The following is a 25,023-nucleotide window of genomic DNA, read 5'->3' as shown; positions in this document are numbered from 1 at the left end:
TTATATTATTTCGTTTGTAAACCTAACTGGGGTCAGATCAAAGTGTCTTTCCCGGTTTTTGTATAGAGCACATGCTCATAATTATAAAAGATCATATACCGGCTGTTCGGCTCATTATTATACGATGTGGACATGACGCCCACTTTAGATACGTCCAATATATTTTCAATCTCTTCTATCAATTTAACTCTTTCCATGTTTTTCACCTCGACAACTCCGTTCCCTTGATGAAATTCAGATAAACATATCCGTGGAGGAGGTTGCTGGAGAGCCGCGGTTTTTCTCCATTTATTTTTCTCAAGACTTTACCTTTGGTCAGGTTTAATTTACTTTTGAATACAATCATACAACAAAAGGGACATGAACTTGAAATACCCCTTATCATTTTAAATCATAATGTTTACTTCCATAATAATAGAGAAAATTAATAATAATTCTTGGATAAAGAGGTAGCCATGCTGAAAACTTCAAAGTATCTGTATTTTATATTCCTTTTTTTGATCAATGCTGTTTCCTGGCTGATTGTGCATCTCGCCGTATCGAAGCTGATCGGCAATATGGAAGTTCGCAATATCAACCGTTTATCTATATTATTTAAAACATACCCGTTCGAAAGAAAAGGACAGCTATGGAACGACGTGTTTAAAATTAAAAGGTGGAAAGCACATATACCGGAAAGCACTTCGATCATGCCGGACAGCTTTGATCAGTCCCGGATGAAAGATACAGATTTGAAAACCGTAAGCCAATTTATTGATGAAACGAACCGGGCTGAATTGACGCACTGGGCATCGATTTTACCGGTCCCTTTATTTTTCATATGGAATCCCAAATATACCCGGGGCATCCATTTATCCTACGCACTGCTCAGCAACATGCCTTTCATCATCGCCCAGCGTTATAACCGGCCGCGGCTGAGACGGATGTACAGACTGAAATGCCGGAATGAGAACAGGCATAAGAAGGAGCATGACGATTATGAAAAAGAAAATTAATTTACGCAGTCAGCGGAAGAATGAACATGTGCAGCATGCAATCAACCAGAATTCACAAAGTGTCCTGTCGGATTTTGATAATGTTCATTTCATCCATCAGTCACTCCCTTCTTTCAACGTGGAAGATGTGGATTTATCGACCCGTCTCGGTGAGTTTGAATTATCCGTTCCTCTGTACATAAACGCAATGACCGGCGGCAGTGAGTGGACGAAATCAATCAACGGAAAACTGGCCCGGGTTGCCAGGGATGCCGGCATCCCCATGGCTGTAGGCTCCATGCATGCGGCTTTGAAGCACCGGGAACTGAAAGATTCATATACCATAGTCAGGGAGACTAACCCGGACGGTATCATTTTTGCGAATGTGGGCGCGGATGTGTCGCTGGAAGGTGCCGGAGACGCGGTCGAAATGATTGATGCAGATGCGCTCCAGATACATATTAATGCCCCGCAGGAACTGATCATGCCGGAAGGGGACCGGAATTTCAAATCCTGGCGTAAAAACATTGAGAGTATCGTACAGCATGTAAGTGTGCCTGTCATTGTGAAGGAAGTGGGATTTGGCATGAGCCGGGAGACGCTGCAGAGTTTAAAAGACATCGGCATACGGTATGCAGATGTCAGCGGCCGGGGCGGGACCAATTTTGCATCCATCGAAAATGCCCGGCGCAAAGAGCAGGACATGTCCTATTTGAGCGGCTGGGGCATTTCCACCGTCCAATCTTTGCTGGAAGCCCAGCCCTTTCATGAAGATATGCATATAATGGCAAGCGGCGGAATCAAATCCCCGCTTGATGCAATGAAATGCCTTGCGCTCGGTGCGAAAGCGGTGGGGATGTCCAAAGTGATCCTCGACACCGTTGAAAATCAGGGAGTCGAAGAAGCGGTAGCGTATGTGGAACGGTTTTATGACCAGATGCGTAAAATCGCCATTCTGATCAATGCCGCAAATATTGAACAGACAGCCGGCAGCCCGCTCGTCTTCAGCCCTGAAATTCTTTCATGGCAGAGACAGCGGGGACTGCCGGACGATGAGAGGACAAAAAGATGACAAAAACAATAACGATTATCGGAGCGGGTGTCGCCGGTCTCGCCAGTGGAATCCGCCTGCAGAACGCGGGCTATGACGTCACCATTTTAGAGAAGGGCTCTGTACCCGGCGGTAAAATGAACCGCATCGATCTGGACGGATATAAGTTCGATCTGGGGCCGACCATCGTGATGATACCGGAACTCTACCGTGAAATTTTCGAACTGGCGGGCCGGGATCCCGATGACTACATCCCAATGGAAAGGCTGGACCCGATGTACAGCAGTTATTTTGACAAGGGGACCAGACAGTACCAGGTGACCAATGATCTGGTGAAAACATTGAAATGTTTGAAGGGATCAGCGGTCAGGATGCCGAAGGGTTCTTAAGGTATTTGAGCGATCTCTATCATCGTTTCAATATCGCAAGGGACCATTTTTTGCAGCGGCCGTTCAGAAACCGGAAAGATTTTTATAACCCGTTCATAATCAGCCAGGGGTTGAAACTGAGAACTTTGAATAATGCAGAAAATCTGATGAAAAAATATATAAAAGACAAACGCATGAGGCAGATGATCAGTTTCCAGACGCTCTATATCGGCATATCACCGAATAAAGGGCCCTCACTCTATACCATCATCCCGATGATCGAGTTTCTATACGGCATATGGTTCATCAAAGGCGGCATGCGCACAATGGCATCAGCCATGGAGCGCCTCTTCCTTGAACTCGGCGGTAAAATCGAATATGACACAAGCGTCGACCGCATCGTGATAGAGGAGGGAAAGGCTACCGGTGTGTCGGCGGGGCAGAAAACCATCGGTTCGGACTTTGTAATGTGCAATGCCGACTTCCCCTATGCAATGAAAAACCTGGTGAAAGAACCCGGGCATAAGGGTAAATACAAAGATGAGAAAATCGATAAAATGGAATATTCATGCTCCTGCTTCGTGCTGTACCTCGGGATGGACCGGAAATATCCGGAAATCGACACTGTGCACAATTTCATATTTTCCGAGAAGCTGGATGCCAACATCAATCAGATATTCGACGGCAGCGTCATCGAGGATCCTTCGCTGTATATGTACATGGCTTCGAAAATCGACCCGACACTGGCACCCGAGGGCAAAGACGGCATCTATGTCCTGATGCCGCTGTCGGATATCAAGACGATGAAGTATCAATGGACGGCGGAGACTTCGAAAATGTACCGCGATAAGATCATCGGCAAAATCAGGGAGCTCCCCGGGATGGAGGATATTGAAAATGAAATCGTTACAGAAACCATGGTTTCCCCATTGGATTTCGAGCAGCAGTTCAATGCAAATAACGGCGCGACATTCGGGCTTAAACCGACACTGACCCAGAGCGTCCATCTGAGACCCCAGAGTAAGGCCACCCACTGCGACAACCTTTACTTTACCGGAAGCAGTACACATCCGGGGGCCGGTGTGCCGATTGTATTGTTATCCTCCAAGATTGCGGTTGGAGAGTTGTTAAAAGATGAAAATCACCGATAGGAGCTGTGGAAATGATGAATGATTTCACCCCCTCGTTAAAAAGTGATTATAACCAGTGCCAGACGGTAATAAAACAGTACTCCAAAAGTTTTTATTACGCTTTTTCATCCCTGCCGGCGGATGATGCCGATGCCGTCTATGCGGTCTATGCTTTTTGCCGCAGGGCGGATGATGCGATAGACCATGCCGGGACCGAAACGGCGGGGATGGAAAACCTGGAGCGGCTGAAAAGGCAGCTTGATGATTTTATCGGGGGCACAGTACCGGATGATGCGATGTGGCGCGCACTGGATGATGTAAGGAACCGCTATGATATCGATACTTCAATGCTCTATTCCCAAATTAAAGGCCAGCAGATGGATATTCATTTCGAACAGCCGGCAAGCCTGGATGACCTGGTTGCCTACAGTAATTATGTAGCCGGATCGGTGGGGCGGCTGCTGCTGCCGATTCTCAGCAATGACTGTTCACAAGAGCGGCAGGAAAAGGCTGAAAAGCTGGGAGTGGCCATGCAGATCACCAACGTTCTGAGGGATGTCGGTGAAGATATTAAGGCGCACCGCCGTGTATATATCCCTGCCGACCTGCTCGAACGGTATGGCTGCAGCCTGAAACAAATTGAAAATGCAGAAATAAATACCGCATTCATCGATGTATGGGAACATCTGGGCGCTGAAGCGGAAAGACTCTATGATGAGTTCAGAACAGAAATCATCCATTATAAAGAAGAGGCCCGTCTGCCGCTGCTGGTATCGTTGTCCGTGTATCGGGAGATTTTGAGTGAAGTGCGGAACAATGACTATGACTGCTTCAATAGACGCAATGCGGTGCCGCTTGCACGCAAGATGAAAATCAGGGATCTAGAGAAGTATTTCATAGAGAATCTCAAGGATGGGTAGGAGGTCGATTATGTCAGAGAACAAAAAGGCAATCGTCATCGGCGGCGGCTTAGGCGGCCTGTCGGCAGCAATCACACTGAAACAGAATGGTTTTGATGTCGCGCTTTACGAAAAGAATGACCATCTGGGCGGAAAGCTTAACCGCCATGAACAGGATGGCTTCGGCTTTGACCTCGGCCCGTCCCTTCTGACCATGCCGTACATCATGGAGCGCCTGTTTGCACGAAGCGGCAGGGATATGTCGGATTATGTGGAGATTGAAGCGGTTCCTCTGCAGTGGCGGTCCTTTTTCCCGGATAAGACATCCATTGACCTATACAGCGATTTAGAGAAGATGGCGCATGAGAATCCGGACCTGAGCCGAAAAGACATGGCAGACTATGAAAGATTCCTTATGTACGCAAAAGGAATTGATCGATTGACCCTTCCGGGCTATTTCGAAAAAGGCTTCGATGATATCCGGTCCATCATCAAATTCCATGGACCTTTGACAGCGCTCAAAGGGTTCGATTATTTTTCCACCATGCAGCAGGGGATAGATAGGCGGATCAGCAATCCATATATGCGGGATATGCTCGGTTATTTCATCAAATACGTAGGGTCGAGTGCCTACGATGCGCCGGCCGTTTTGAATATGATGGCCCATATGCAGCACGAACAGGGTGTATGGTATGTCAGGGGCGGCCTGCATCGGCTGGCGGAAGGCATTACGCAGCTGGCAGAAGACATCGGAGTGGAGATACATACGAACCAGGCGATAAAAACAGCGATCACCGATGGGCAGAAAAGCATCCAGTACATTGTTCTGGAAAACGGGACAACAGTACAGGCGGACTACTATGTATCCAATATGGAAGTGCTGCCTTTCTACAGGCATGTTCTGGATGCGCCGCCCAAAAACCTGAACAAACTGGAGAAGAAACTCGAACCGGCAAGTTCCGGCTTGGTCCTCCATCTCGGCGTGGACCATATGTACCCTCAGCTCAGGCACCATAACTTCTTCTTTTCAAAAGATTCAAAGAAGAATTACAAAGAAGTATTCGATAAGAAAGTATTGCCGGGAGACCCTACAATCTATGTCGTGAATACGAACAAGACGGATGCTTCACAGGCACCGCCGTCTCATGAAAATCTGAAGATACTGCCTCATATTCCACCGTTGCAGGAAAAAGAATATACGAAGGCGGACTATATGAAGTTCAGGGACAGGGTCCTGACCAAATTGGAGGACATGGGCCTCGAAGGTTTAAGGGAACATATCGTCACCGAATACATGCTGACGCCGCATGATATCGAGTCGCTTTATAATTCCGACCACGGCGCCATTTACGGCACTGTATCAGACCGCAAAAAGAATAAGGGGTTCAAGCATCCTAAAAGCGCACAGCATGTAGAGAACCTGTACTTCGCGGGAGGCACGGTGAATCCGGGCGGCGGCATGCCGATGGTGACTCTGAGCGGGCAGCAGGTCGGTGCCATGATTACAAAAGCGGCGAGAGGAACAATATAGCATGTGGCATATTATATTATTACCGGCCATCTTACTCTCTCTGGTCTGCGGCTATTTGATGTTTGCCGCCCCGCGGTTTATAAAAAAGCATCGCCCTGAAAAGGAAGACGCCGTAAGCATCATCATTCCGGCAAGGAACGAAGCGCATAATCTGCCCAAGCTGCTGCGCAGTATCCACCGGCAGAAATTCAAAAGAATCGAGATCATCGTGGCGGATGACGGCTCGACAGATGGCACAAAAGACACGGCCATTGAACATGATGCAAAAGTGGTTGATGTGCCAAAAGGGGAGTGGCAGGGGAAAAGTTATGCCTGCCACACCGGTGCCGGGCATGCGTGTTATGAAAACCTTATCTTTATGGATGCGGATACCGAATTCCATGATGAACACGCGCTGGCACATATCAGTGCAGCGTACGCCCGGCAGAATAGCCGGGGCGTACTTTCTGTCCAGCCGTTCCACCAGACAAAACAGCCATATGAGACGTTCTCGGTCCTCTTTAACATTGTAACGGTCGTGGGCATGAACATATTTTCGAAATTCCATAAAAAAATGCATACCGACTCCGTATTCGGCCCGTTCATCATGACAAACAGAAATGATTACTTCAAAACAGCGGCCCATAAAGCCGCAAAAGACAGTATTATCGAAGGCATGGGCATACACCAAGCCTATAACAGCGCCAATCTCCCGATTATTTTATATTTAGGGCGCGGAACCCTTCAATTCAGAATGTATCCGGAAGGCACCAGGCAGCTGATAAACGGCTGGAAGAAGCATATTGCCATCGGCTCCAACAATACGCAGCTTTCAATAATGACCTTGATCATGCTGTGGATGGGCGGTTCAATCAGTGCGTTCCTGTATCTTATCGCCACATTGATTTGGGTCCAGGATTACAGTCTGATCGGCGTGCTGGTGTATTTGGCATACGCATTCCAATTCAAACGGCTCGGTCAGAGGCTGATCAGCATCAGATGGTATCATGCACTGATTCATCCCGTATATATTTTATTCTTCTTCTGTATATACGGTCTGTCCTTTGTACAGACATACGTGTGTAAAAAAGTGCAATGGAAGGGCAGGGATATCGACTTGAAGAAGAAAATGTAATTACAACATTTAAAATACCCGGAGTGCTCATGGGCTTCCTGGGCATTCATATATCAGCACGGACCTATAGAGACAGATCCAGTTTTATCCCTTCGTGGGTCACTTTAAAACCGAGTCTTTCATAAAAACCATGTGCATCGGTCCGTTTTTTATCAGTCGTCAGCTGGACGAGTACGCAGCCATATTCTCTGGCCAGCCTAATCGCCTCTTCGAACATCGCCTGGCCGATGCCCTTCTTCCGGTGTGATCTTTTGACCCTCACTCCTTCGATCTGAGCGCGGGTCATGCCGCCTCTCGCGATAGTTGGAATGAAAGTGAGCTGCAGACACCCGACGACCTCTCCGTTGTCCACGGCCAGGATAATCTGGTTGCCTTCCTGCTTTTCCATTGCTTCAAATGCCTTGATATATTCATCCGGCAAAGGGTCCAGGTATGTTTCCCGTGTCTGCCCGAGCGCATCATCAGCCAGCAGTTTTACGATGTCCGGCAGGTCCTCGATGGACGCCGTTCTGAATTCCATATCACCATCTCCTATAATTGTTATGAGGGTATAGAATATCGGGGATTTTTCCTTACGGCCGATATCATTCAAACTGCCCGCCACATAATAAAAATGCCCATTGCCTTTATTATATACCATTCTGATTTTAATGGGTGAGTGAGTTATATGAATGTTTGATTCATATTTTAAGACAAGTGGAAAAATATTTTTCTCCGTCTTAGTCAGATTAATCTCTTTAGATTCCGCTAATATTTCCCGGCCATAAACATCATATACCCATGATACTGTAAATGTACCATGGGTATATGATGTTTATGGCACGGTGTCGTTTGGCTAATGAATTCACAGTGCCTCTTACTAAAAGTTTTTCATAAGTTTTATTAAATATATTATCATTTTATAGGGTGCGGATGTAGTTGGTGATCTAAAAGATGATCCTAGTAATCAGCGGAACCATCTATCTGCAGCTTATTCATTCTGTCTGCTTTTTTTATCTTCTTTTTTAGAATTGAAAAAAAGTACTGCGATTATTATCACGCTTATTACTAACAGTAAAATTGCAGATACAATTAAATAGTTTTCATCTGTTGGATCACTACCGATAAAAATTTGAGATATAGTATCAGGAAGACTAATTGCCATGATTAAGAATGCATAGAACCATTTTTTCATGAATAGTGTGACCACGACAAAAATACCAAGTAAGATAAATCCAATTGTTCTATTTATCTGTGGTGATGACTGGAAAAACTCATATACTGGATAGTTTCCGGCTAAAAACAATCCGCCAACTAATATTGCCATATAAAATAATGCATATACAAAACACAGAAAAATACCCATTTTATCGATTTTTGCAGTTTGAAGGTTGGTGTAATGTATAAAAACAAATTTAATGACAGTATAAAAAAGAATCGGGCCGAGCAGAGCGATACTGATATAATATAACAGCATAGACAGGGTGTAATCGAAACTGCCGCTGATTAATGTTGGAATGGTGAACATACCGATTAAAAATACGAGCAGCAGCATTAAATTTCTTCTCAGATGATTCGTTTCAGGTATTTCACTCGATAGTGTTTTTATATAATTTTTTACCGATCCACCGGTTACACTTTCTAAAGAGTCGCCATTTTGTTCCGCCAACGTCAGATGATCTCTTAATTCTTCTTCCAATTCATCTCTGTACTCATCATCTTTCCCACGCGCCATCATCTCAATTCGAAACTCTTTTAAAAACCTCTCGGATTTCTTACTAAGCATTTTTATAGCCTCCTAATAAGTTGGACATACCCTGATTTAATCTAGTCCATTTTTTACTGAAAATATCCAACTCTTTTTTTCCTTTGTTACTGATACTGTAATATTTACGTTTTGGGCCGCCGGTTTCTGATTTTACCATCCGTGTTGAAACATATCCTTTTTTACTTAATCTGAGCAGGACGGGGTATATACTGCCTTCGCTGATATCAGGAAATTGTTTTTCCTTCAGTTTTTCAGTGATTTTATATCCATATGTCTCACCTTCAGCAATCAATGCGAGAATCGCGCCATCTAGAAGACCTTTCATAATCTGGTCGGAAACGGACATTTCCTACCTCCTTTTAACTATCTTACTATATAATATAGTGCGTTATAATGTAGTTGTCAACTATCTTATATTAAAAGATAGTAGAGGGATGGAAATTGCATACTTTTTCTGACAGGATAAAATAACCGCCCGATAATATCCTTCAGATTATATCTAAAAATCTGATAAGTTTTTCATATATAGTTGCCGTTTTAGTGATGGAATACCTTTATAAGGGTAGAGAAATAAAAAAGGAGAAATGTGATATGGATATGCACCAGGGAACGATTGAAATCGCAGAACAATGGATCGAACTTTGTAACAGCCAGGATATTGAAGGATTGGCGTCAATCACATCTGAAGAACTGGAAGTCCATGGACCTAAAGGTACTACAACACTCAACAAGGAAGATTTAAAAGAGTGGATGGAAAGGGCAAACCTGAAACTGGAAAACTTCGAAGCATATGCCCGTGACAATAAAGCCATAATGGGGCAGCACGGCACATGGCTGAATGAGGATGATTCAGTAAAAGGGGAACAGGAGGTCTACACAGTACTGGTGATTGAAGATCAAAAAGTGAGCGCTCTTGCAAGATTCGACGATAAAGAGCAGGCATTTGATGTATCGGGATTGGAAGAGGCAGATAAAATCAATTAATTAATATTCATTTAAATGACTCTGGATGCTATTAATTTTGAAAGTATAAGAAAGTTATATTTTACAATATTTGTTTATGGTATAATCTATATAACAGAATTTATCGTAAGGAGGTAGAGTATGTCCAATTTACATATAAAGAGAGATTTATCTACAAGAGATCTAACTATTTTGAGTAGTGAAATGGATAGGGTGCAAAAAACAAAAGGTATAGCATTTATTTTATGGTTTTTCCTGGGCGGCTTTGGTGCTCATAGGTTTTACATGGGAGATATTGGTTATGGTACAGCCATGGCAGCAGTTACAGTAATTGGAGCTATTTTAACTCTCGGGATGTCTCTGTTTGTTACAGGCATTTGGGTGTTAGTTGATGCATTCCTGATCAGTGGACGAATAGATAAAATAAATGAGGCGCGTGAAAGAGAAATTATGGCCAATTTAGGATTGGGAAGAGCATAATATTGATCTGAATCTTTTTATCAAGGCTCAAGCTATGATTCTTTTAGGAGTCGATTAAATTAGACTGGAAGAATTCCTTCTTAATTTTCCAACTGGAATATGGTAAAATAACAACAAATACACGGAGGAGGTCTTGAAGATGGGTATCCCTAGAATTTGGAAGACTTTTTTGAATAGCTAACTTAATAAAAAATATTCAAAAGTCTTGCTATAACTATATTCTAGAGGGGTCAGTATGTCCATTTTCAGGATGATCCTATAAAAACACTGGGAGATAGCATAAGGCTGTCTCTTTTTTGTGTTCAAAAATATAGTTTGCAGGCTCATAAGGAGTGCAAATTATAATGAATGATCTATCAGTAAAATTAAAAGATATTGATTTGAGTTTTGGCAATAAGGATATATTAAGCATAGAAGCGCTGTCTGCCTATATGAACGACAAGATCGCAATCATCGGAGCGAACGGTACAGGGAAATCCACGCTGCTCAAAATCATTGCAGGGGAGTTCAAGGATTTTGAAGGCAGTGTCCAGTCGGAAACGGACTTCAACTATTTTGCACAGATCGATGAACTGGATACCCGGGTGGATGAGAATTTCAACTTCGAACTCTTAAGCCGCCTGGATGTGCCGGATAATACGGGACTCAGCGGCGGGGAAGAGACGAAGTTCCGCTTGGCACAGGCATTGTCGGAGTATAAGCTCGGACTGCTGCTGGATGAACCCACAACCCATCTGGATCAGCACAGTGTAAACCTGCTGATCGAAGAATTGAAGTATTATTTCGGCACGTTGATATTTGTCAGCCATGACCGTCATTTTATAAACAGTATTGCGGATAAAATCTGGGAAGTGTCAGAGGGTACCGTCAAAGAATACGCCGGTAACTATGATGATTATGAAATTCAGAAAGAACAGGAAAAACTGGAGAAGGAACGCCAGTATCAAAATTTTATCATCGAGAAGAAACGGTTGGAAGATGCGGCTCAAAAACAGATGGAAAAAGCGGGTAAGATGAGTGGCGATAAAAACAGAAAACAGGATATAAAACCGGACCGTCTGAGCTCGAGCAAACAGAAGGATACTGTGCAGAAACAGGTGTTCAAAGCTGCCAAGTCCATTGAATCGAGGATCGGCCAACTGGATGAAGTGGAACGTACCGTTGACAGGATCCAACTGAAGTTCCCGCTTTCTAAAACGATGGAGATCCACAACAAGTTCCCGATCATGGGACAGAGTATCACTGTGCAGCGCGGCGACAAGATATTGTTGGACAAAGTAAATTTCCAGTTCCCTTTGGGACAGACAATCGCAATCACAGGAAATAACGGCTCGGGTAAATCGAGCCTGCTGCAGGATATTATGAATCATGCCGAGGGTATGGAGATTTCACCGAAAGTCAAAATGGAAAGTTACAGACAGATGGATTATAAGATGTTCACCAATGAACCGGTTATAAAATACTTGATGAAGCGGACGGAGTTTCAGGAACCGATGGTGAGAAGCATTCTGCAAAACCTCGGGTTCAATCAGGACGAAGTGACGAAACCGTTGCATAACCTGAGTGGAGGAGAAGCGACAAGAGTGTCACTGGCTTTATTGTTTGTTAAACCGTCCAACGTCATCATTCTGGATGAACCGACAAACTTCATAGATTTGAATACGATTGAAGCTTTGGAAACATTCATCAACGCATACGAAGGGATAGTCATTATCACTTCACATGACAAATACTTTGTGGAAAGGATTGCCGACAGTATATACAAAATCGAGGAGCAGAAACTTAATAGGATAAAGTAAATGAATCGTTTAAGTTGTTCACTCAAATGATTCCATAAGACAAAATTAACCGCAGGGAGTCCAGAAAAAGGACTCCCTGCGGTTTTTTATAGATATTAATTAGTAGATACATGATCGTTTTCGAGAAAACCTTTTAGTTTCTCATACTGTTCCTTCGCATCATTCCAGCCAAGTTCATATAAGTCTTCCAATCGCTTTTTATTGTTTTCGGTTCTTCCCACTTTCAATGTCCTGCTTGGTGCCATTACAAAGGCGTTGCCCCGTTCTTCCTGGTCATACAGATATTCGAGTGTTGTATTATAATGTTTGTAGCGTACTCCCAGCTTCTCATTAATCATCGGATGATCTTTATACTTGAGGATTTTCGACATCCTGCTCGGTTTTTTGAAATACCCTCTGGGTTTCGTCAAAATGACCACATTCTTTTCAAACCCATCCTCCTGGGCTTTTCTGATAGGAATGGGATCTGAAATGCCACCATCCATAAGGTTGCGGTTATTGTATTCGACACTTGATGCGACAAAAGGCAGGGAACTTGAGGCCCTCAAAAGCTCAGGGATGTTATTATAATTCTCAGCTTTCTCGTAGTAGCGGGGTTCGCCGGTCTCGCAATCTGTCGCTACAATCACAAATTGTTCGGGGCTTTTGATCAGGGTATCGATATCAAACGGGACGAGTTTATTCGGTATTTCATCGAATATGAAGTCCATACCGAAAAGTTCGCGTTTCCTTACATAATTGGACAGTGATATGTAGCGTTTGTCTTCAACAAAATCCAGGTTCACTTTTTTATTTCTGCCGGGCTGCCTTGAAACATATGAAGCACCCATGCAGGCGCCCGCAGAGACGCCGATTACATATGGAAAATAAAGATTCCGACTCATAAAGTATTCCAGCACCCCTGCTGTATATAAACCGCGCATGCCGCCGCCTTCGAGGACCAGTCCTGTGTCTGTCATTTTCTGCACCTTCAATTCATAATAGTTCATGTAAGTAATAATTCTAACAGACTGACGGATAATTCGTAAGTTCACTCAGTGCATAATCATTTTGCATAATAAAAACCTGCGCCCCGTTGTAGGAGGGCAGGTGATTAAACTTATTTGTCTTTCAGAATCCGGCTGTCCATCCGCCATCAACTGTAAGGACCGTGCCGTTTACGAAACTTGAATCCTCTGAACCGAGGAACAGTGCGGCTTCGGCAATCTCTTCCGGTTTGCCTGTACGCGGGATGACTGCCTGCGTCAATCCTGCACGCTCCATGCCGAACTCACTGATGTTTCTCATGCTGGAGCTGATGTTCGTTTCAACCGCACCCGGCGCGATGCCGTTCACACGGATGCCTTTTTTCGCGTACATGAAAACGGTGTTTTTGGTCAGTGCCACAACCGCATGTTTCGATGCACCATAAGCGACACCGGCATGGGCGCCATTCAAGCCGCCTGTTGAAATCGTATTGACGATGACGCCTTCTTTTTCATTCTCCAGCCAGTAATTGACCGCTTTACGCATTGCACGCATGGTGCCTTTTGTATTCACATCGAAAATCTGATCCCATTTTTCATCCGTAATTTCACCGACCGGCTCAAATCCATCCATGATACCTGCGTTGTTTACGAGAATGTTCAACTCACCATACTCACTGATCGCTGTATCGATCATACTCTCTATCTGTGCTGCATCCGATACATTGACGCTCACTGCTTTGGCAGTGCCGCCGTCGTCAGTAATTTCCTTCGTGACAGCTTCGGCACCTTCGGTATTAAAGTCCGCAACAATGACTTTCGCACCTTCCCTGGCATACAGTTTCGCAATCGCCTTGCCCATACCGGATGCTGCACCTGTAACAATCGTAACCTTACCCTCAAGTTTTGCCATTCTTATCTCTCCTCATATTATAGTTTATCTTTATTTTATGCCTTACTTGTGGTAATGTAAACGATTTCAAATATATGTCACAAAGTGTCTATTATTAGGGCATAGAAGTTTTCGAGGAATAAAGTCCTTCAGCTGTAAATGGCTATGATTTCAATTTCAATCGCCTCTGCAGTCATTGTGATAGGGGCAAGCGACTGATGATTCCCAATGCTTTTTTCCAGTTCCTTCCGCATACTGTTATTCAGGTTTATGAGATCCTTCAAAGGATCGAACAGAATAAATTGATTCTCATAGGTTTTCTTCACTTTGGCGAGTATGATGTTATCTTCACCGAGTTCATCGAACTCATTTTCTTCGATGAGCAGACAATTCTTATGGATTTTACTGAAAATCACCTTTTCCATCTGAGCATTATAGACCGGCAGTTTAATCTTATCGAAATCTATGTTGGACAGTTCGGTGTCATCCGGCTTTGCACTTATAGACTCCGCACGTTCCAACTCATCCTTCATCAACCGGGTCATATCATACATATCAAATGTGTCATGTATCACAAGAGGCAGCGTTGCCTTGAATATCATCCGTCTGCTCAGATCCTCTATATGCCTTAAAGAGTCCCCTGATTCAAAATCCACATAGAAGTCATTGTCTACGAGGCTTTTTTCGAGACTGATGAGTTTCGATGCCGCATTATTGATGATCTCTCCCTTGATGACGGAAGATCTGCCCAAACCAACATGCGTATCATTGAACCCAAGCTGTCCGCCTTTATCCGTCTGGGATTCTATCTCTGTGAACTGAACCGCCTGGCCGGCATTGGCAAATGTATAGTAGGTATCGTATAGGTCTTCATTAAAATAAATTAGGTTATAGAACATAGCCTAGCCTCCATTGCTGTAGGGTGGAAAGTTTCTTTGAAGAGTCTTTTGATGCTTGTCCCTTTTTCCGGTGCGAGTTTCCGGCAGGGGAACTTTTGATGGTTGATTTCGCATACTCCTTTCAACACCATATTTTTCAATGTCACCCGACATATTTTTATTATAACACGAACATATGTTCGGTTAAACAGAAGCGTGAAAAGAATTGAATTATCTAAGGTAGTAATGGTTTATCAGTTGCTTTCTTCCAGGATTATTTCCACAGGGAAGACAACATTAATATTTTTTAACTTTGAAGAATCGTACTTGAAGTGAAAAGGAAAAAAACAGCTGATTTTTTCTTTAGGATATATAATTTTTCTTAGAAAAGAAAATTCGGTTTGATATTTTGTTCTGGAGATGTAGAAAAGGAATGTTTATATAAAGTCTCCAACGCTGCATTAATTTAAGTCGTGTATTGACGGTGATGAATATAAATTAATGCAATGCCAGTGGGGAACCGATATAAAAATGTACTATTCAAAGCTTTTAAATATTCTTTCTGTTGAAGTATCAAAATCTCAGAAAGATGTATATCTAGTTTATGACAGGATATTAAGGATAATAAAAAGACGTTACATCCGTTGTAACGTCCTGATTTCTTTCTTAACCGATGGGTGTCCAGTAATACAGTGCCGCCACGATCAGCATGATGATCGGAATCGCCGGAAGCAGGTTGGCGACCCGGATGTTCAGGATGCCAAGCAGTCTGAGACCGATAGCGATGATCATGACGCCGCCAGCGCCGGTGATTTCGATGATGAACTGGTCCATCAGATCCGGTGGGATGAAACGGTCGATCTGGGCGGCGAAAAGCGTGATGGATCCCTGGAACAGAAATACCGGGACGGCGGAGAAGATGATGCCGATGCCGAGAGCCGATGTCAGGAAGATGGACATGATGCCATCAATCAGGGACTTCGTAAAAAGCACCGTATGGTCGCCCCGCAGTCCGCTGTCCAGCGCACCGACAATGCCGACTGCACCGACGACATAGACGAGTGTCGCCGTGACAAAAGCCGCCGCCACACCGCCTTCCTTCGCACCGGTCTTCGTTTCGAGCCATATGCCGAAACGGTTCATCTTCTCCTCAATCTGCCATTTCTCTCCAAGCATCGCACCGAGCGCAATGCTGACCACGATGATGATAATCCGGTTGCTCTCTAATGCCATATCGATACCCAGGACGATGACGGTGATCGAGAGCCCCTGGATGATGGTGGTTTTCATATTTTCATTGATGTTGCGCCAAAAGAGGCCGATGAAACTGCCGGCAATGATTGCCAGGGCATTCACGGCAGTACCGAGAAGTGACAGCATTTTGTTCCCTCATTTCTGTGATGTGAGTTCAATATGATTGTAAAAAATGTTCTGATTACTTTTGATTAGTATAAGGATATTACTGGCTTCACGGATTGTCAAAGGGAGTTTCAACACTAAATGGTAATTTCGGACGCGTTTATGAAAGTTTGAAAAGGGAAAAATAATATGATCATCAACACTCGGGGAGGCAGTTATAAATGGGGAAAACCATCATGATTACAGGGGCGGGATCCGGACTCGGAAAAGGCGCGGCGATTGGACTGGCAAAGGAAGGACACAAGGTCATTGCTGCTGTTGAAAATGAAGACCAGATGAATGAACTGCGTGAAGCAGGACAGGATGCAGGTATGGATTTGGAAATATTCAAGATGAATATCACAGACCCGGGCGAACGGGAATCCATGAAGGATTATGAGTATGATATATTCGTGGCCAATGCTGCAATCAATGAAGGCGGCCCGATCTGGGAAATGCCAATGGAAAATATCAGAAGATTATTCGAGATCAATGTCTTTGGCACTTTGGAAACTGCGCGCATTGCAGCAGAGCATTTCGTCAGTAAGCGGCAGGGGAAAATCATCTTCATGTCATCCAAAGCTGAGAAAATGAGCTCTGCCTATAAAGGGCTTTATTCATCTTCCAAGCACGCCCTGGGAGCCATCGCAAAAGCCTTGAAAGAGGAAATGGAAGAATTCAACGTTCAAGTTGCCACCATAAACCCCGATCGGTTCGGCACCGGATTCAACGACAGGGCTGTGGAAGCGAATTGGAAATGGTTCGATGAAAACAAGCATCATACTTCTCTCGATAAGCTGAAAGCCAGTGGAGAGAGTCTGAAGCATCAGATGGATCCACAGACAATGATTGATAAAATGGTTGAAATCATCCCGGAGGACCATCATAAGTTCCGGGTGGTCTATCCGGAAGATACGGCAGAAGATATGCGTAAAGAGGAAAAAGAGAACTGGGAAATCGAGATATAACGTTTAATGGATACTCATACAAAATAAGGGAGGGGGAAAGCGCATGCTTTTCGCTTCCTTTATTTTGTATTCTCTGTAATTTTTAACTGATGTCGAAATCGATTTCAAGTCTGCACCTGCGTTTATGTATGCGTGATAAGGGAAGATGATAACCATCATCAACAATTAGGGAGGCAGTTATAAATGGGAAAAACCATCATGATAACAGGTGCCGGTTCCGGACTTGGAAAAGGAACAGCAATCGGACTGGCGAAAGAAGGGCATAAGGTCATTGCGACTGTTGAAAATCATCCTCAGGTGACTGGGTTGAAGGAAGCGGCCGGGGCGGCAGGCGTAGAGCTGGAGATCGTAAAGATGGATATCACGAACCCGGACGACCGGGAACGCATGAAACGCTATGAGTATGACATCTTCGTGGCCGATGCAGCGGTCAATGAAGGCGGCCCGATCTGGGAAGTGCCGATGTCGGCTTTAAGACAGTTATTCGAAGTCAACGTATTCAGTACGCTCGAAACCGCGCGGATCGCAGCGGAGCATTTCGTGGAGAAGCGGCAGGGTAAGATCATCTTCATGTCATCTATGGCCGGAACGATGGCCTCTGCGTATAAAGGCCTCTATGCATCTTCCAAACATGCATTGGAAGCCATCGCCAAGTCGCTGAGACAGGAGATGGAAGAATTCAACGTACAGGTCGCCACGATCAATCCCGGCCCATTTGATACCGGATTCAACGACAGGGCAGTGGAAGAGAAATGGGAATGGTTCGATGCAGACAAGCATCATACTTCCGTCGATAAGTTGAAAGAAAGTGAACAGGGGCTGGAGAATCAGCTTGATCCTCAAATGATGATCGATAAGATGGTGGAAGTCATTCCGCAGGACCACCATAAGTTCCGGACCGCATATCCTGAAGATACGGCAGAGAATATGCGTAAAGAGGAAAAGAAGAACTGGGAAATTGAAATATAGAACTCTGTCAGTTCAAGTCAAAAAATATTTTCGATAAAACAGGTTAGAAATTAAGAGCATCCCTCCGCCGATCGGCAGAGGGATGTTTTATGCTGGCGATATACCAAAGGAGAAACTTTTCAAATGACAGCAATTAATGTCGCCGGGTCCATAGCTTAAAAATAATCGTTGTTTGTTACAAAAGACACCATTAATTAGAGAAGGTATATTTACTTTGTATGCAGGCTGTAGTAGGTTGATATACATATATGGAATATTGTGAAAATTATGCGAAGTTGCGTTTCATGATATCCATTAAATCCATATAGGGAAAGGGGAATGAATTTCAATGGCGAAAGAGGACTCGTCTAAGAAAAAAGGATTTACCATGCCACATATCTACGTCATTCTATTCGCTCTGATCACCATCGGTGTGATTGCTACATATATTGTTCCGGCGGGTAGTTATGACCGTGAAACGGTCGATGGTGTGGACATGATCGTACAGGGTACATATGGCGGTGTGGAACAGACACCTGTCGGCTTCATGGAATATATGACGGCCGTGCCACGCGGTGTCATCGCAACAATAGAGATCATTTTCGGTATCATGGCAATCGGTGCACTGTTTAAAATAGTGGAGGATGCCGGTATCATCAGACTGATCATCAATTATCTGTCGAAATCATTTTCAAGCAAAGGCCTGCTGATTATACCGACAGTGATGGTGCCACTGGCCATTTTCGTTGCGGTTACAGGGAATATAGAATCTTCCCTGATATTCCTGCCGGCACTGCTGCCGCTGTTTCTGAGACTCGGATTTGACAGGATCACTGCAGCTGCAACGACGCTTGTTGCGACCGTCACCGGATTCGCAATCGCCCTGACGGCGCCTGCAAACCTGGGAACGGCACAGGCGATCGCTGAACTGCCACTGTATTCCGGCATGGGATACAGGGCGATCCTCCTGACTGTCATGCTGACCATCGGCATTCTTTTCGTTCTGCGCTATGCCAATAAAGTGAAGAATGATCCATCGAAGACGCTTCAAACCAATGAGGTCCCGGCTTCAGACTTCATCGACGATACGGACGATATCCAGCAGGAAGCGGTCAGCATGCGAACAAAAATCGCAACGGCAGCCTTTGTACTATCATTCGGCGGCATGTTCTACGGCGTGCTTGTCCATGGCTGGTATTTCACGGAACTGGCCGGTTTCTATCTGTTCGCCGGCATCATCAGTGGATTGATCGCCGGAATGGGACCGTCGAGGATTGCCGAGTCCATCAATGACGGCATCAGGAATATTCTCCTCGGCTCACTCATTGTCGGTGTCGCCCGGGCAATCTCCATCGTTCTCGAAGATGGACAGATTTTGGATACGGTCGTATATGGGATCAGTGTCCTCATCACTGCGATTCCTGAGAACCTCGTGCCTGTGATGATGATGATCACACAGGGGCTGCTCAACTTCGTGATTCCTTCGGGAAGCGGACAGGCAGCTGCGACCATGCCGATCATGGTCGGTGTCGTGGACATCACGGAAATGACCAGACAGAATGCTGTGCTGGCATTCCAGCTGGGGGATGGCTTCTCGAATATATTCTATCCGACTTCAGGCTACTTCATGGCGGCACTTGTCATTGCCAAAGTTCAATATACGGACTGGCTCAAATTCATCTGGCCGTTTCTTCTCATGGTGTACGGTGTCGGGGCAGTAGCCCTGGTAATCGCCCACTTGATCCAGTGGGGACCGTTCTAGAACCAAAATATGAAAAATAAAACAGGGTGCAGAATCTCTACTTAAGATTCTGCACCCTGTTTTTTATCGAATATATCTATACAAAGGAACTTCCAAGTACGCTGTTCACATCGTTTACCACAACGAACGCATTTTCATCGTACTTTTGGATCAGACGTTTGAGCCTGGTCAATTTGGATTTACTGATGACGACATAGAGAATGTCGTTCTCTTCCCTGGAATAGAACCCTTTGCCGTTCAGCATGGTCACACCGCGTCCGATTTCACTGTTGATCAGCTTGCTCAGTACTTCCGGATGCTTCGAAATGATCGTGATGGCCTTCTTCGGATTCATACCTTCTATCATGAAGTCCATGACTTTTACATTGATATACATGGCTACGACGGTGAGAAGCACCTGTTCAATCGTCAGTACCGTCAGACCGATTGTAATGACCATGAGGTCGAATATCAATACGGCATTCGCTATCTTTATATCGAGATATTTATTGGCGATTCTCGCGGGTATCGCCGATCCTGCTGTTGTTGCCCCGATCCGGATGACAAGGCCATTGCCCAATCCGAGGAATAGACCACCGAATATGACATTGAGCATCACTTCGTTCGTCTCCACGACCCATGTTTGCGTAAGTCCCAGGAACACTGACATCATGATCACTGCAAATATTGTATAGTACATCCCGCGTTTTGAAAGAAATTTGAATCCAATAATGAGCAGGATGCCGTTGAGTACGAGCGTGGAAATTGCCGGGGAGATATCAAACGCATATAGGATTATGATTGCAAGTCCTGATACGCCGCCATCCCCCAGATTTCCTGGAATCATGAATAGATTTACACCAATCGAAAAGAGGAAAGCTCCCAATATGACAGCAGCTATGTTCATCAATGTCTGTAGTGTAATCCTTGGCATCATGGATATTTTTATCTTTTCAAAATTAATTTTACCGAGTCCTTTTCTGATCATTACAATCCCCTCCTTATATGCGCTTGAGTAGCACCGATTCATAATACTAGAAAATGATGGCAAATTACAACTCTTTTATCTATATTCCTAATTTACAGAATTCTATACCTGTATCCCTTGCTGCCCAAGGGGTTTGTTACGCTTAGAGGTAAGCGTTTTCCAAGCTGTAAATTGAATAATGGCAGAACTATGACGAAATAAAATTATCCTGTTTTTGAAGGTGCTTTTATGCCGGAAAATGAAATGATTGGACTCATCTGCTAAAAGAAATATTGATGACTCAGATGATGATTTTAAGTTCATTATCAAGTGTTTCAACAAAATCGAATAGGGAAGTAGAGAATATAAGTATGTTAGTAAGAGGAGGGATTGGATGAAGGTATTTGTTTTTGGCGGTAATGAAGGCGCGGGTGAGCATGTTTTAAAAAAGCTTGCTGAAAAAGATCATGAAATCGTGACCATTGCGGAAACTGAGAACAGGGCGGAAGAGCTGAAGATGCTTGGAGCAACTGATGTGATAATTTCTAAAGATAAGGGTATCGCCAGCGCAATCGAAGGCTCAGAGGCAATTATTTACATGGCGGGTTCCAGCCTGGGTGCAGGCGAAGATCAGGAGACACTCGTTGATTACGGCACAGTGAGGAAATCGCTTGAGGAAGCGCAGCGACAGAAAATCGAACGTGTTGTTTATTTAAGCCCCGTCCGCACAGACGAGTCCGAGGAATCTAAAGAAACGGGTGAAAAGGATGAGCCGGAAGAATGGATAAAAAAGAACGAATTAGTCTATACAGTCATCCGGACAGCAAAGAGGGTCAGCAAGCCGGGAAAAGGGATGATAACTGCAGAAGAGACAATTGCGGCAGGTAATGACGAGATCCCTTATGAAGATGTGGCTGCCGTTCTTGTAGAAGCGCTCGACAATCAGAATACATTCAAGAAGGCATTCGATATTACTGCAGGGGATACCTCGATAAAAGAAGCCCTGGATTCTTTGTAATATATCAATAATAGTAAAAATTGAAGGGTGGTCCTTATGGGAAAAATCACAAAATATTTACCGTCAGCTATCATGAGCACTTCAATAGCGGCGCCGCTTGCCTACATGGCATATATATATCAAAAAGACGATCGCCAGAAACAACATGCGATTTTGCGGAACTTTCCGCTGCTTGGACGTGTAAGGTACATGACGGAACACGTGGGTCCGGAACTGAGACAATACTTATTCGCAGATGACAATGAAGGGCAGCCATTTTCAAGACTGCAATACCAAGACGTGGTTAAAGCAGGAAAATACAATGAACGATTGCTGGGCTTTGGTTCTAACCGCGATTTTGAGGAAGATGGCTATTATATACGGAATACTTTATTCCCGAAACTTTCGACTGAAATGAAACTCGATAATACAGAAAAAACAAATACTTATACGTATGTTATTGACAATGAAGGGCTCTTTTCCCGGAAAGAGCACCACGAGGAAGCGCAGATTGATCCGTATTTTCTGCGGGATGAAGACGCGGTGGTTCTTGGAGAAGGGAAGTGCCGGCAACCGTTCCATATTAAAGGGCAGGTGGGAATGTCTGCGATGAGTTATGGTGCTCTTGGGGAACGGGCGATTACAGCGCTGTCAAAAGGCCTGGCTGCTGCAGGCGGCACTTGGATGAATACGGGAGAAGGTGGAATATCCGACCATCATCTGGCAGGTAATGCTGACTTGATGATGCAGATCGGACCGGGGTTATTCGGTGTCCGGACAACTGCCGGTGAATTTTCATGGGAAGCGTTCAAGGAAAAATCCGAAATGGAACAAGTGAAAGCTTTTGAAGTCAAACTTGCCCAGGGGGCCAAGACCCGGGGCGGTCATCTAGAAGGTCAGAAAGTCACTGAAGAAATTGCTAAAATCCGGTTAATTGAACCGGGTAAGACAGTCAATAGCCCGAACCGTTTTGTCGATTACGAGTCTTTTCCGGATTTATTCGATTTTATCGAACAACTCCGTGAAGTCGGCGGGAAACCAGTGGGTATGAAAATTGTGGTTGGCGATATTGAAAAACTTGAAGAGATGGTACAAATAATGAGAGATTCTGATAAAGGACCCGACTTTATCACAATCGACGGAGGCGAAGGCGGAACAGGCGCGACTTATCAGGAACTTGCGGATTCTGTCGGTCTGCCAATTATGACGGCTTTGCCGATTGTTGATGAATTGCTCCGTGAGTACGGTATCAGGGACCGCGTCAAATTGATTGCCTCCGGTAAATTGATCACTCCGGATAAAGCGGCCATTGCACTTGGCATGGGAGCGGACCTCATTAATATCGCACGCGGCTTTATGATTAGCGTGGGCTGCATTATGGCTGAAGTATGTCATACGAATACCTGTCCGGTCGGGGTGGCGACGACAGACCCAGAGCTGCAGACAGGTTTAATCGTGGATGAAAAGCGTCACCGCGTCACCAACTATGTAACATCACAGCGTGCGGGACTGTTCAATGTGGCTGCAGCGGCCGGCGTGGATTCGCCGACGAAACTGGAACGAAAGCACCTGGTTTATAAAGACTACCGGGGCCGGATCTCATCAGTGGGCAGCATGCTGCAGCGAATTGAACAAGCGGAAGAAAAAGAACAAGACGTCGAAAATCTTCCGGATAAATAATGAAAACCTCTGATTGAATGATTTCACTGAAAAAAATACTGAAAAAAATATTGTAATTTTTCAACTGCTATTTTCCAAGGCTGGGACATATCTCTATAAAAAGAAAATATACCTGATTAAAAAAATGAAACCCGTACGTTTGACTCCATGGGGACAGCATCAGCGTGAGACTACAGGCTCAGGCGATGCCTCACAGGTCTTACGTGCGGGTTTTTATTTCCAGAGATACTTATTTACGCAGGTTAAATATATCAAATATACCGGTTGCGAAAAATTATCAGCCACTTACGGAAAAAGTGCCTTTAAGTTGATCTTTTCGTTATACACTGTAGTCACAATAAGTTAAAGGAGATGCTAATTATGAAAACAAGTTTGAAAAACACATTCATTGGTGTATTTATCTTTTTCATCGCCGCAGCACTTTATCCGGATATGAGCTTACCAATAGCAGACATTGTGCAATTCATCGTTAAAGTTGGTGTTCTGATACTGGTTGCTTCGATTATATTAAAATCCCTTGCAAATATGGTTAACTTCTCTACAAAATGAGTTAAGTGATAAGGGGGGATTTTTATGAAGGCGGAATTGATTATTGATGAACAACTGAATGACGATGAGGTCAAAATTCACACAAAAACGGCAATAGCTGGTGCGCGGGTTTTATCTTTTATAGATCACTTTACGACGGACAGAGAGAATTTGGTCATCCGCTCGGATGAAGAGTTTTTGATGATACAGAAGTTAGACGTCATCTGTGCAGAAGTACAGGATAAAACACTGACTATCTACACGAAGAGCGGTGAGATTGTGACGTCAAAGAGTTTAAGTGCACTGATGGAAGAAATGAAATCTGAAACGTTTTTGAAGGTGTCAAAGGCAGAGATGCTGAACATCCACATGATTGACCGCGTGGAACCCTCATTTTCCGGGAATTTAATTGCACGCATGAAAAATGGAAAGAAAGTCAGTATCTCAAGACGTTACGTTTCAGCATTAAAGGAAAGGCTGGGAATATGATGTTAAAAAATCTACTAAATAGTGTATTCATATCAATAGGGCTTGGCAGCTTTATATATCTTCTAAATGGTGTTGTCGGTCCGCTTGATACACTTCAACCAAAAGAAATCATCTCTGTATGGATTGCTTCTGCTCTCATAGGTGTTGCCTCTGCGCTATACTACACAAAAATATCAGAGTCACTGGTTGCAATGATCCAGTTTGGAGTTGGTATCACAGCATTTACATCAATTGCATTGCTAAATGGATGGATAACGATCAATCTGACCGATATTCTTTTCTATGCCGGTGCAATATTTGTCATCATGCTCATTATCTTCCTTGCGTTCTATCTTCTCTCCCTGCTTGACAGCAAAAAAATCAATGAGAAATTGAATGAGAAATAGCATGCTGATAAAGCACTCTCCGATCAGTTTCAGAGAGTGCTTTTTAAACCGCGTAACTCTATAACTCGCTTTCATTTAACTATCTGCACCTACGTATATTGATACAGTTTTACAAAAGGCAAGTGCCCGA

General features: G+C 44.2%; 26 protein-coding genes and 1 pseudogene. 18 read left to right on the top strand and 9 right to left on the bottom strand.

Annotation, left to right across the window (positions count from 1 at the left end; all coding sequences use genetic code 11):
• Positions 1-53 precede the first annotated feature (53 nt).
• A pseudogene (locus ACKRAT_RS11260) lies at positions 54-197 on the bottom strand (pyridoxamine 5-phosphate oxidase); the annotation flags it as partial.
• 258 nt (positions 198-455) lie between these two features.
• On the opposite strand from ACKRAT_RS11260, the gene ACKRAT_RS11255 reads away from it, so the two are divergent.
• The 7 genes from ACKRAT_RS11255 to ACKRAT_RS11225 are packed head-to-tail and all read left to right on the top strand — an operon-like array spanning position 456 to position 7,067.
• Positions 456-995 (top strand): glycosyl-4,4'-diaponeurosporenoate acyltransferase, encoded by a 540-nt coding sequence (locus tag ACKRAT_RS11255; protein WP_411842495.1) that lies wholly within the window; start codon positions 456-458, stop codon positions 993-995.
• Positions 979-2,046, top strand: a complete 1,068-nt coding sequence (gene fni / locus ACKRAT_RS11250) for a type 2 isopentenyl-diphosphate Delta-isomerase (RefSeq protein ID WP_411842494.1) — start codon at positions 979-981, stop codon at positions 2,044-2,046. The genes ACKRAT_RS11255 and fni overlap by 17 nt, the downstream gene beginning before the upstream one ends.
• Positions 2,043-2,414 carry a phytoene desaturase family protein gene (locus ACKRAT_RS11245; protein ID WP_411842493.1) on the top strand — a complete coding sequence of 124 codons (372 nt, stop codon included), beginning with the start codon at positions 2,043-2,045 and terminating at the stop codon, positions 2,412-2,414. The genes fni and ACKRAT_RS11245 overlap by 4 nt, the downstream gene beginning before the upstream one ends.
• On the top strand, positions 2,372-3,544 hold the full coding sequence (locus tag ACKRAT_RS11240; RefSeq protein ID WP_411842492.1) for a phytoene desaturase family protein: 1,173 nt from the start codon (positions 2,372-2,374) through the stop codon (positions 3,542-3,544). The genes ACKRAT_RS11245 and ACKRAT_RS11240 overlap by 43 nt, the downstream gene beginning before the upstream one ends.
• A gap of 11 nt (positions 3,545-3,555) precedes the next feature.
• On the top strand, positions 3,556-4,443 hold the full coding sequence (locus tag ACKRAT_RS11235) for a phytoene/squalene synthase family protein (RefSeq protein ID WP_411842491.1): 888 nt from the start codon (positions 3,556-3,558) through the stop codon (positions 4,441-4,443).
• 10 nt (positions 4,444-4,453) lie between these two features.
• Positions 4,454-5,953 carry a phytoene desaturase family protein gene (locus ACKRAT_RS11230; protein ID WP_411842490.1) on the top strand — a complete coding sequence of 500 codons (1,500 nt, stop codon included), beginning with the start codon at positions 4,454-4,456 and terminating at the stop codon, positions 5,951-5,953.
• Between the two features lies 1 nt (position 5,954).
• Entirely contained in the window at positions 5,955-7,067 is a 1,113-nt protein-coding gene (locus tag ACKRAT_RS11225; RefSeq protein WP_411842489.1) for a glycosyltransferase, read from the top strand.
• Between the two features lie 64 nt (positions 7,068-7,131).
• Here ACKRAT_RS11225 and ACKRAT_RS11220 read toward each other — a convergent pair whose 3' ends face one another.
• The 3 genes from ACKRAT_RS11220 to ACKRAT_RS11210 form a co-directional block, all read right to left on the bottom strand.
• Positions 7,132-7,587: a GNAT family N-acetyltransferase gene (locus ACKRAT_RS11220; RefSeq protein WP_411842488.1), complete on the bottom strand. Its 456-nt coding sequence runs from the start codon at positions 7,585-7,587 to the stop codon at positions 7,132-7,134.
• 450 nt (positions 7,588-8,037) lie between these two features.
• The gene (locus ACKRAT_RS11215; RefSeq protein WP_411842487.1) at positions 8,038-8,832 is read right to left on the bottom strand and encodes a hypothetical protein; all 795 of its coding nucleotides are present in this window, start codon (positions 8,830-8,832) and stop codon (positions 8,038-8,040) included.
• On the bottom strand, positions 8,825-9,160 hold the full coding sequence (locus ACKRAT_RS11210) for a PadR family transcriptional regulator (protein ID WP_411842486.1): 336 nt from the start codon (positions 9,158-9,160) through the stop codon (positions 8,825-8,827). The genes ACKRAT_RS11215 and ACKRAT_RS11210 overlap by 8 nt, the downstream gene beginning before the upstream one ends.
• Before the next feature lie 245 nt (positions 9,161-9,405).
• On the opposite strand from ACKRAT_RS11210, the gene ACKRAT_RS11205 reads away from it, so the two are divergent.
• The 3 genes from ACKRAT_RS11205 to abc-f all read left to right on the top strand — a co-directional run bounded on the left by ACKRAT_RS11205 (position 9,406) and on the right by abc-f (position 12,056).
• A complete protein-coding gene (locus ACKRAT_RS11205) occupies positions 9,406-9,798 on the top strand; it encodes a hypothetical protein (protein ID WP_411842485.1) in 393 nt (130 codons plus the stop codon).
• Between the two features lie 120 nt (positions 9,799-9,918).
• Positions 9,919-10,257, top strand: coding sequence for a TM2 domain-containing protein (locus tag ACKRAT_RS11200; RefSeq protein ID WP_411842484.1), 339 nt, complete (start codon positions 9,919-9,921; stop codon positions 10,255-10,257).
• 344 nt (positions 10,258-10,601) lie between these two features.
• Positions 10,602-12,056 carry a ribosomal protection-like ABC-F family protein gene (gene abc-f, locus ACKRAT_RS11195; RefSeq protein WP_411842483.1) on the top strand — a complete coding sequence of 485 codons (1,455 nt, stop codon included), beginning with the start codon at positions 10,602-10,604 and terminating at the stop codon, positions 12,054-12,056.
• A gap of 95 nt (positions 12,057-12,151) precedes the next feature.
• Here abc-f and ACKRAT_RS11190 read toward each other — a convergent pair whose 3' ends face one another.
• From ACKRAT_RS11190 to ACKRAT_RS11175, 4 genes are all read right to left on the bottom strand, one after another.
• Positions 12,152-13,015, bottom strand: coding sequence for a patatin family protein (locus tag ACKRAT_RS11190; RefSeq protein WP_411842482.1), 864 nt, complete (start codon positions 13,013-13,015; stop codon positions 12,152-12,154).
• A 151-nt stretch (positions 13,016-13,166) separates the two neighbouring features.
• The gene (locus ACKRAT_RS11185) at positions 13,167-13,934 is read right to left on the bottom strand and encodes an SDR family oxidoreductase (RefSeq protein WP_411842481.1); all 768 of its coding nucleotides are present in this window, start codon (positions 13,932-13,934) and stop codon (positions 13,167-13,169) included.
• 128 nt (positions 13,935-14,062) lie between these two features.
• A complete protein-coding gene (locus ACKRAT_RS11180) occupies positions 14,063-14,812 on the bottom strand; it encodes a hypothetical protein (protein ID WP_411842480.1) in 750 nt (249 codons plus the stop codon).
• Between the two features lie 645 nt (positions 14,813-15,457).
• Positions 15,458-16,171, bottom strand: a complete 714-nt coding sequence (locus tag ACKRAT_RS11175; RefSeq protein WP_411842479.1) for a DUF554 domain-containing protein — start codon at positions 16,169-16,171, stop codon at positions 15,458-15,460.
• Positions 16,172-16,371: 200 nt separating this feature from the next.
• Here ACKRAT_RS11175 and ACKRAT_RS11170 point away from each other — a divergent pair, with 200 nt between their 5' ends.
• The 3 genes from ACKRAT_RS11170 to ACKRAT_RS11160 all read left to right on the top strand — a co-directional run bounded on the left by ACKRAT_RS11170 (position 16,372) and on the right by ACKRAT_RS11160 (position 19,867).
• Complete coding sequence (locus tag ACKRAT_RS11170) at positions 16,372-17,157, top strand: SDR family oxidoreductase (protein ID WP_411842478.1); 786 nt, start codon at positions 16,372-16,374, stop codon at positions 17,155-17,157.
• Between the two features lie 183 nt (positions 17,158-17,340).
• Positions 17,341-18,126 carry an SDR family oxidoreductase gene (locus tag ACKRAT_RS11165; protein WP_411842477.1) on the top strand — a complete coding sequence of 262 codons (786 nt, stop codon included), beginning with the start codon at positions 17,341-17,343 and terminating at the stop codon, positions 18,124-18,126.
• 328 nt (positions 18,127-18,454) lie between these two features.
• Positions 18,455-19,867 (top strand): YfcC family protein, encoded by a 1,413-nt coding sequence (locus ACKRAT_RS11160; RefSeq protein ID WP_411842476.1) that lies wholly within the window; start codon positions 18,455-18,457, stop codon positions 19,865-19,867.
• 76 nt (positions 19,868-19,943) lie between these two features.
• Here ACKRAT_RS11160 and ACKRAT_RS11155 read toward each other — a convergent pair whose 3' ends face one another.
• The gene (locus ACKRAT_RS11155) at positions 19,944-20,780 is read right to left on the bottom strand and encodes a YitT family protein (RefSeq protein WP_411844450.1); all 837 of its coding nucleotides are present in this window, start codon (positions 20,778-20,780) and stop codon (positions 19,944-19,946) included.
• Between the two features lie 427 nt (positions 20,781-21,207).
• On the opposite strand from ACKRAT_RS11155, the gene ACKRAT_RS11150 reads away from it, so the two are divergent.
• From ACKRAT_RS11150 to ACKRAT_RS11130, 5 genes are all read left to right on the top strand, one after another.
• Positions 21,208-21,831, top strand: a complete 624-nt coding sequence (locus ACKRAT_RS11150; RefSeq protein ID WP_411842475.1) for an NAD(P)H-binding protein — start codon at positions 21,208-21,210, stop codon at positions 21,829-21,831.
• A gap of 36 nt (positions 21,832-21,867) precedes the next feature.
• The gene (locus ACKRAT_RS11145) at positions 21,868-23,490 is read left to right on the top strand and encodes an FMN-binding glutamate synthase family protein (RefSeq protein WP_411842474.1); all 1,623 of its coding nucleotides are present in this window, start codon (positions 21,868-21,870) and stop codon (positions 23,488-23,490) included.
• 360 nt (positions 23,491-23,850) lie between these two features.
• Positions 23,851-24,039, top strand: coding sequence for a hypothetical protein (locus tag ACKRAT_RS11140; protein ID WP_411842473.1), 189 nt, complete (start codon positions 23,851-23,853; stop codon positions 24,037-24,039).
• Between the two features lie 24 nt (positions 24,040-24,063).
• On the top strand, positions 24,064-24,507 hold the full coding sequence (locus ACKRAT_RS11135) for a LytTR family DNA-binding domain-containing protein (RefSeq protein WP_411842472.1): 444 nt from the start codon (positions 24,064-24,066) through the stop codon (positions 24,505-24,507).
• On the top strand, positions 24,504-24,893 hold the full coding sequence (locus tag ACKRAT_RS11130) for a DUF3021 domain-containing protein (RefSeq protein WP_411842471.1): 390 nt from the start codon (positions 24,504-24,506) through the stop codon (positions 24,891-24,893). The genes ACKRAT_RS11135 and ACKRAT_RS11130 overlap by 4 nt, the downstream gene beginning before the upstream one ends.
• Positions 24,894-25,023: the final 130 nt, after the last annotated feature.

Source organism: Salinicoccus sp. HZC-1, from assembly GCF_046736035.1.
Lineage (GTDB): Bacteria > Bacillota > Bacilli > Staphylococcales > Salinicoccaceae > Salinicoccus.
The sequence above is the reverse complement of the archived record's forward strand: the minus strand, read 5'-3'. Positions and strand labels throughout refer to the sequence as shown.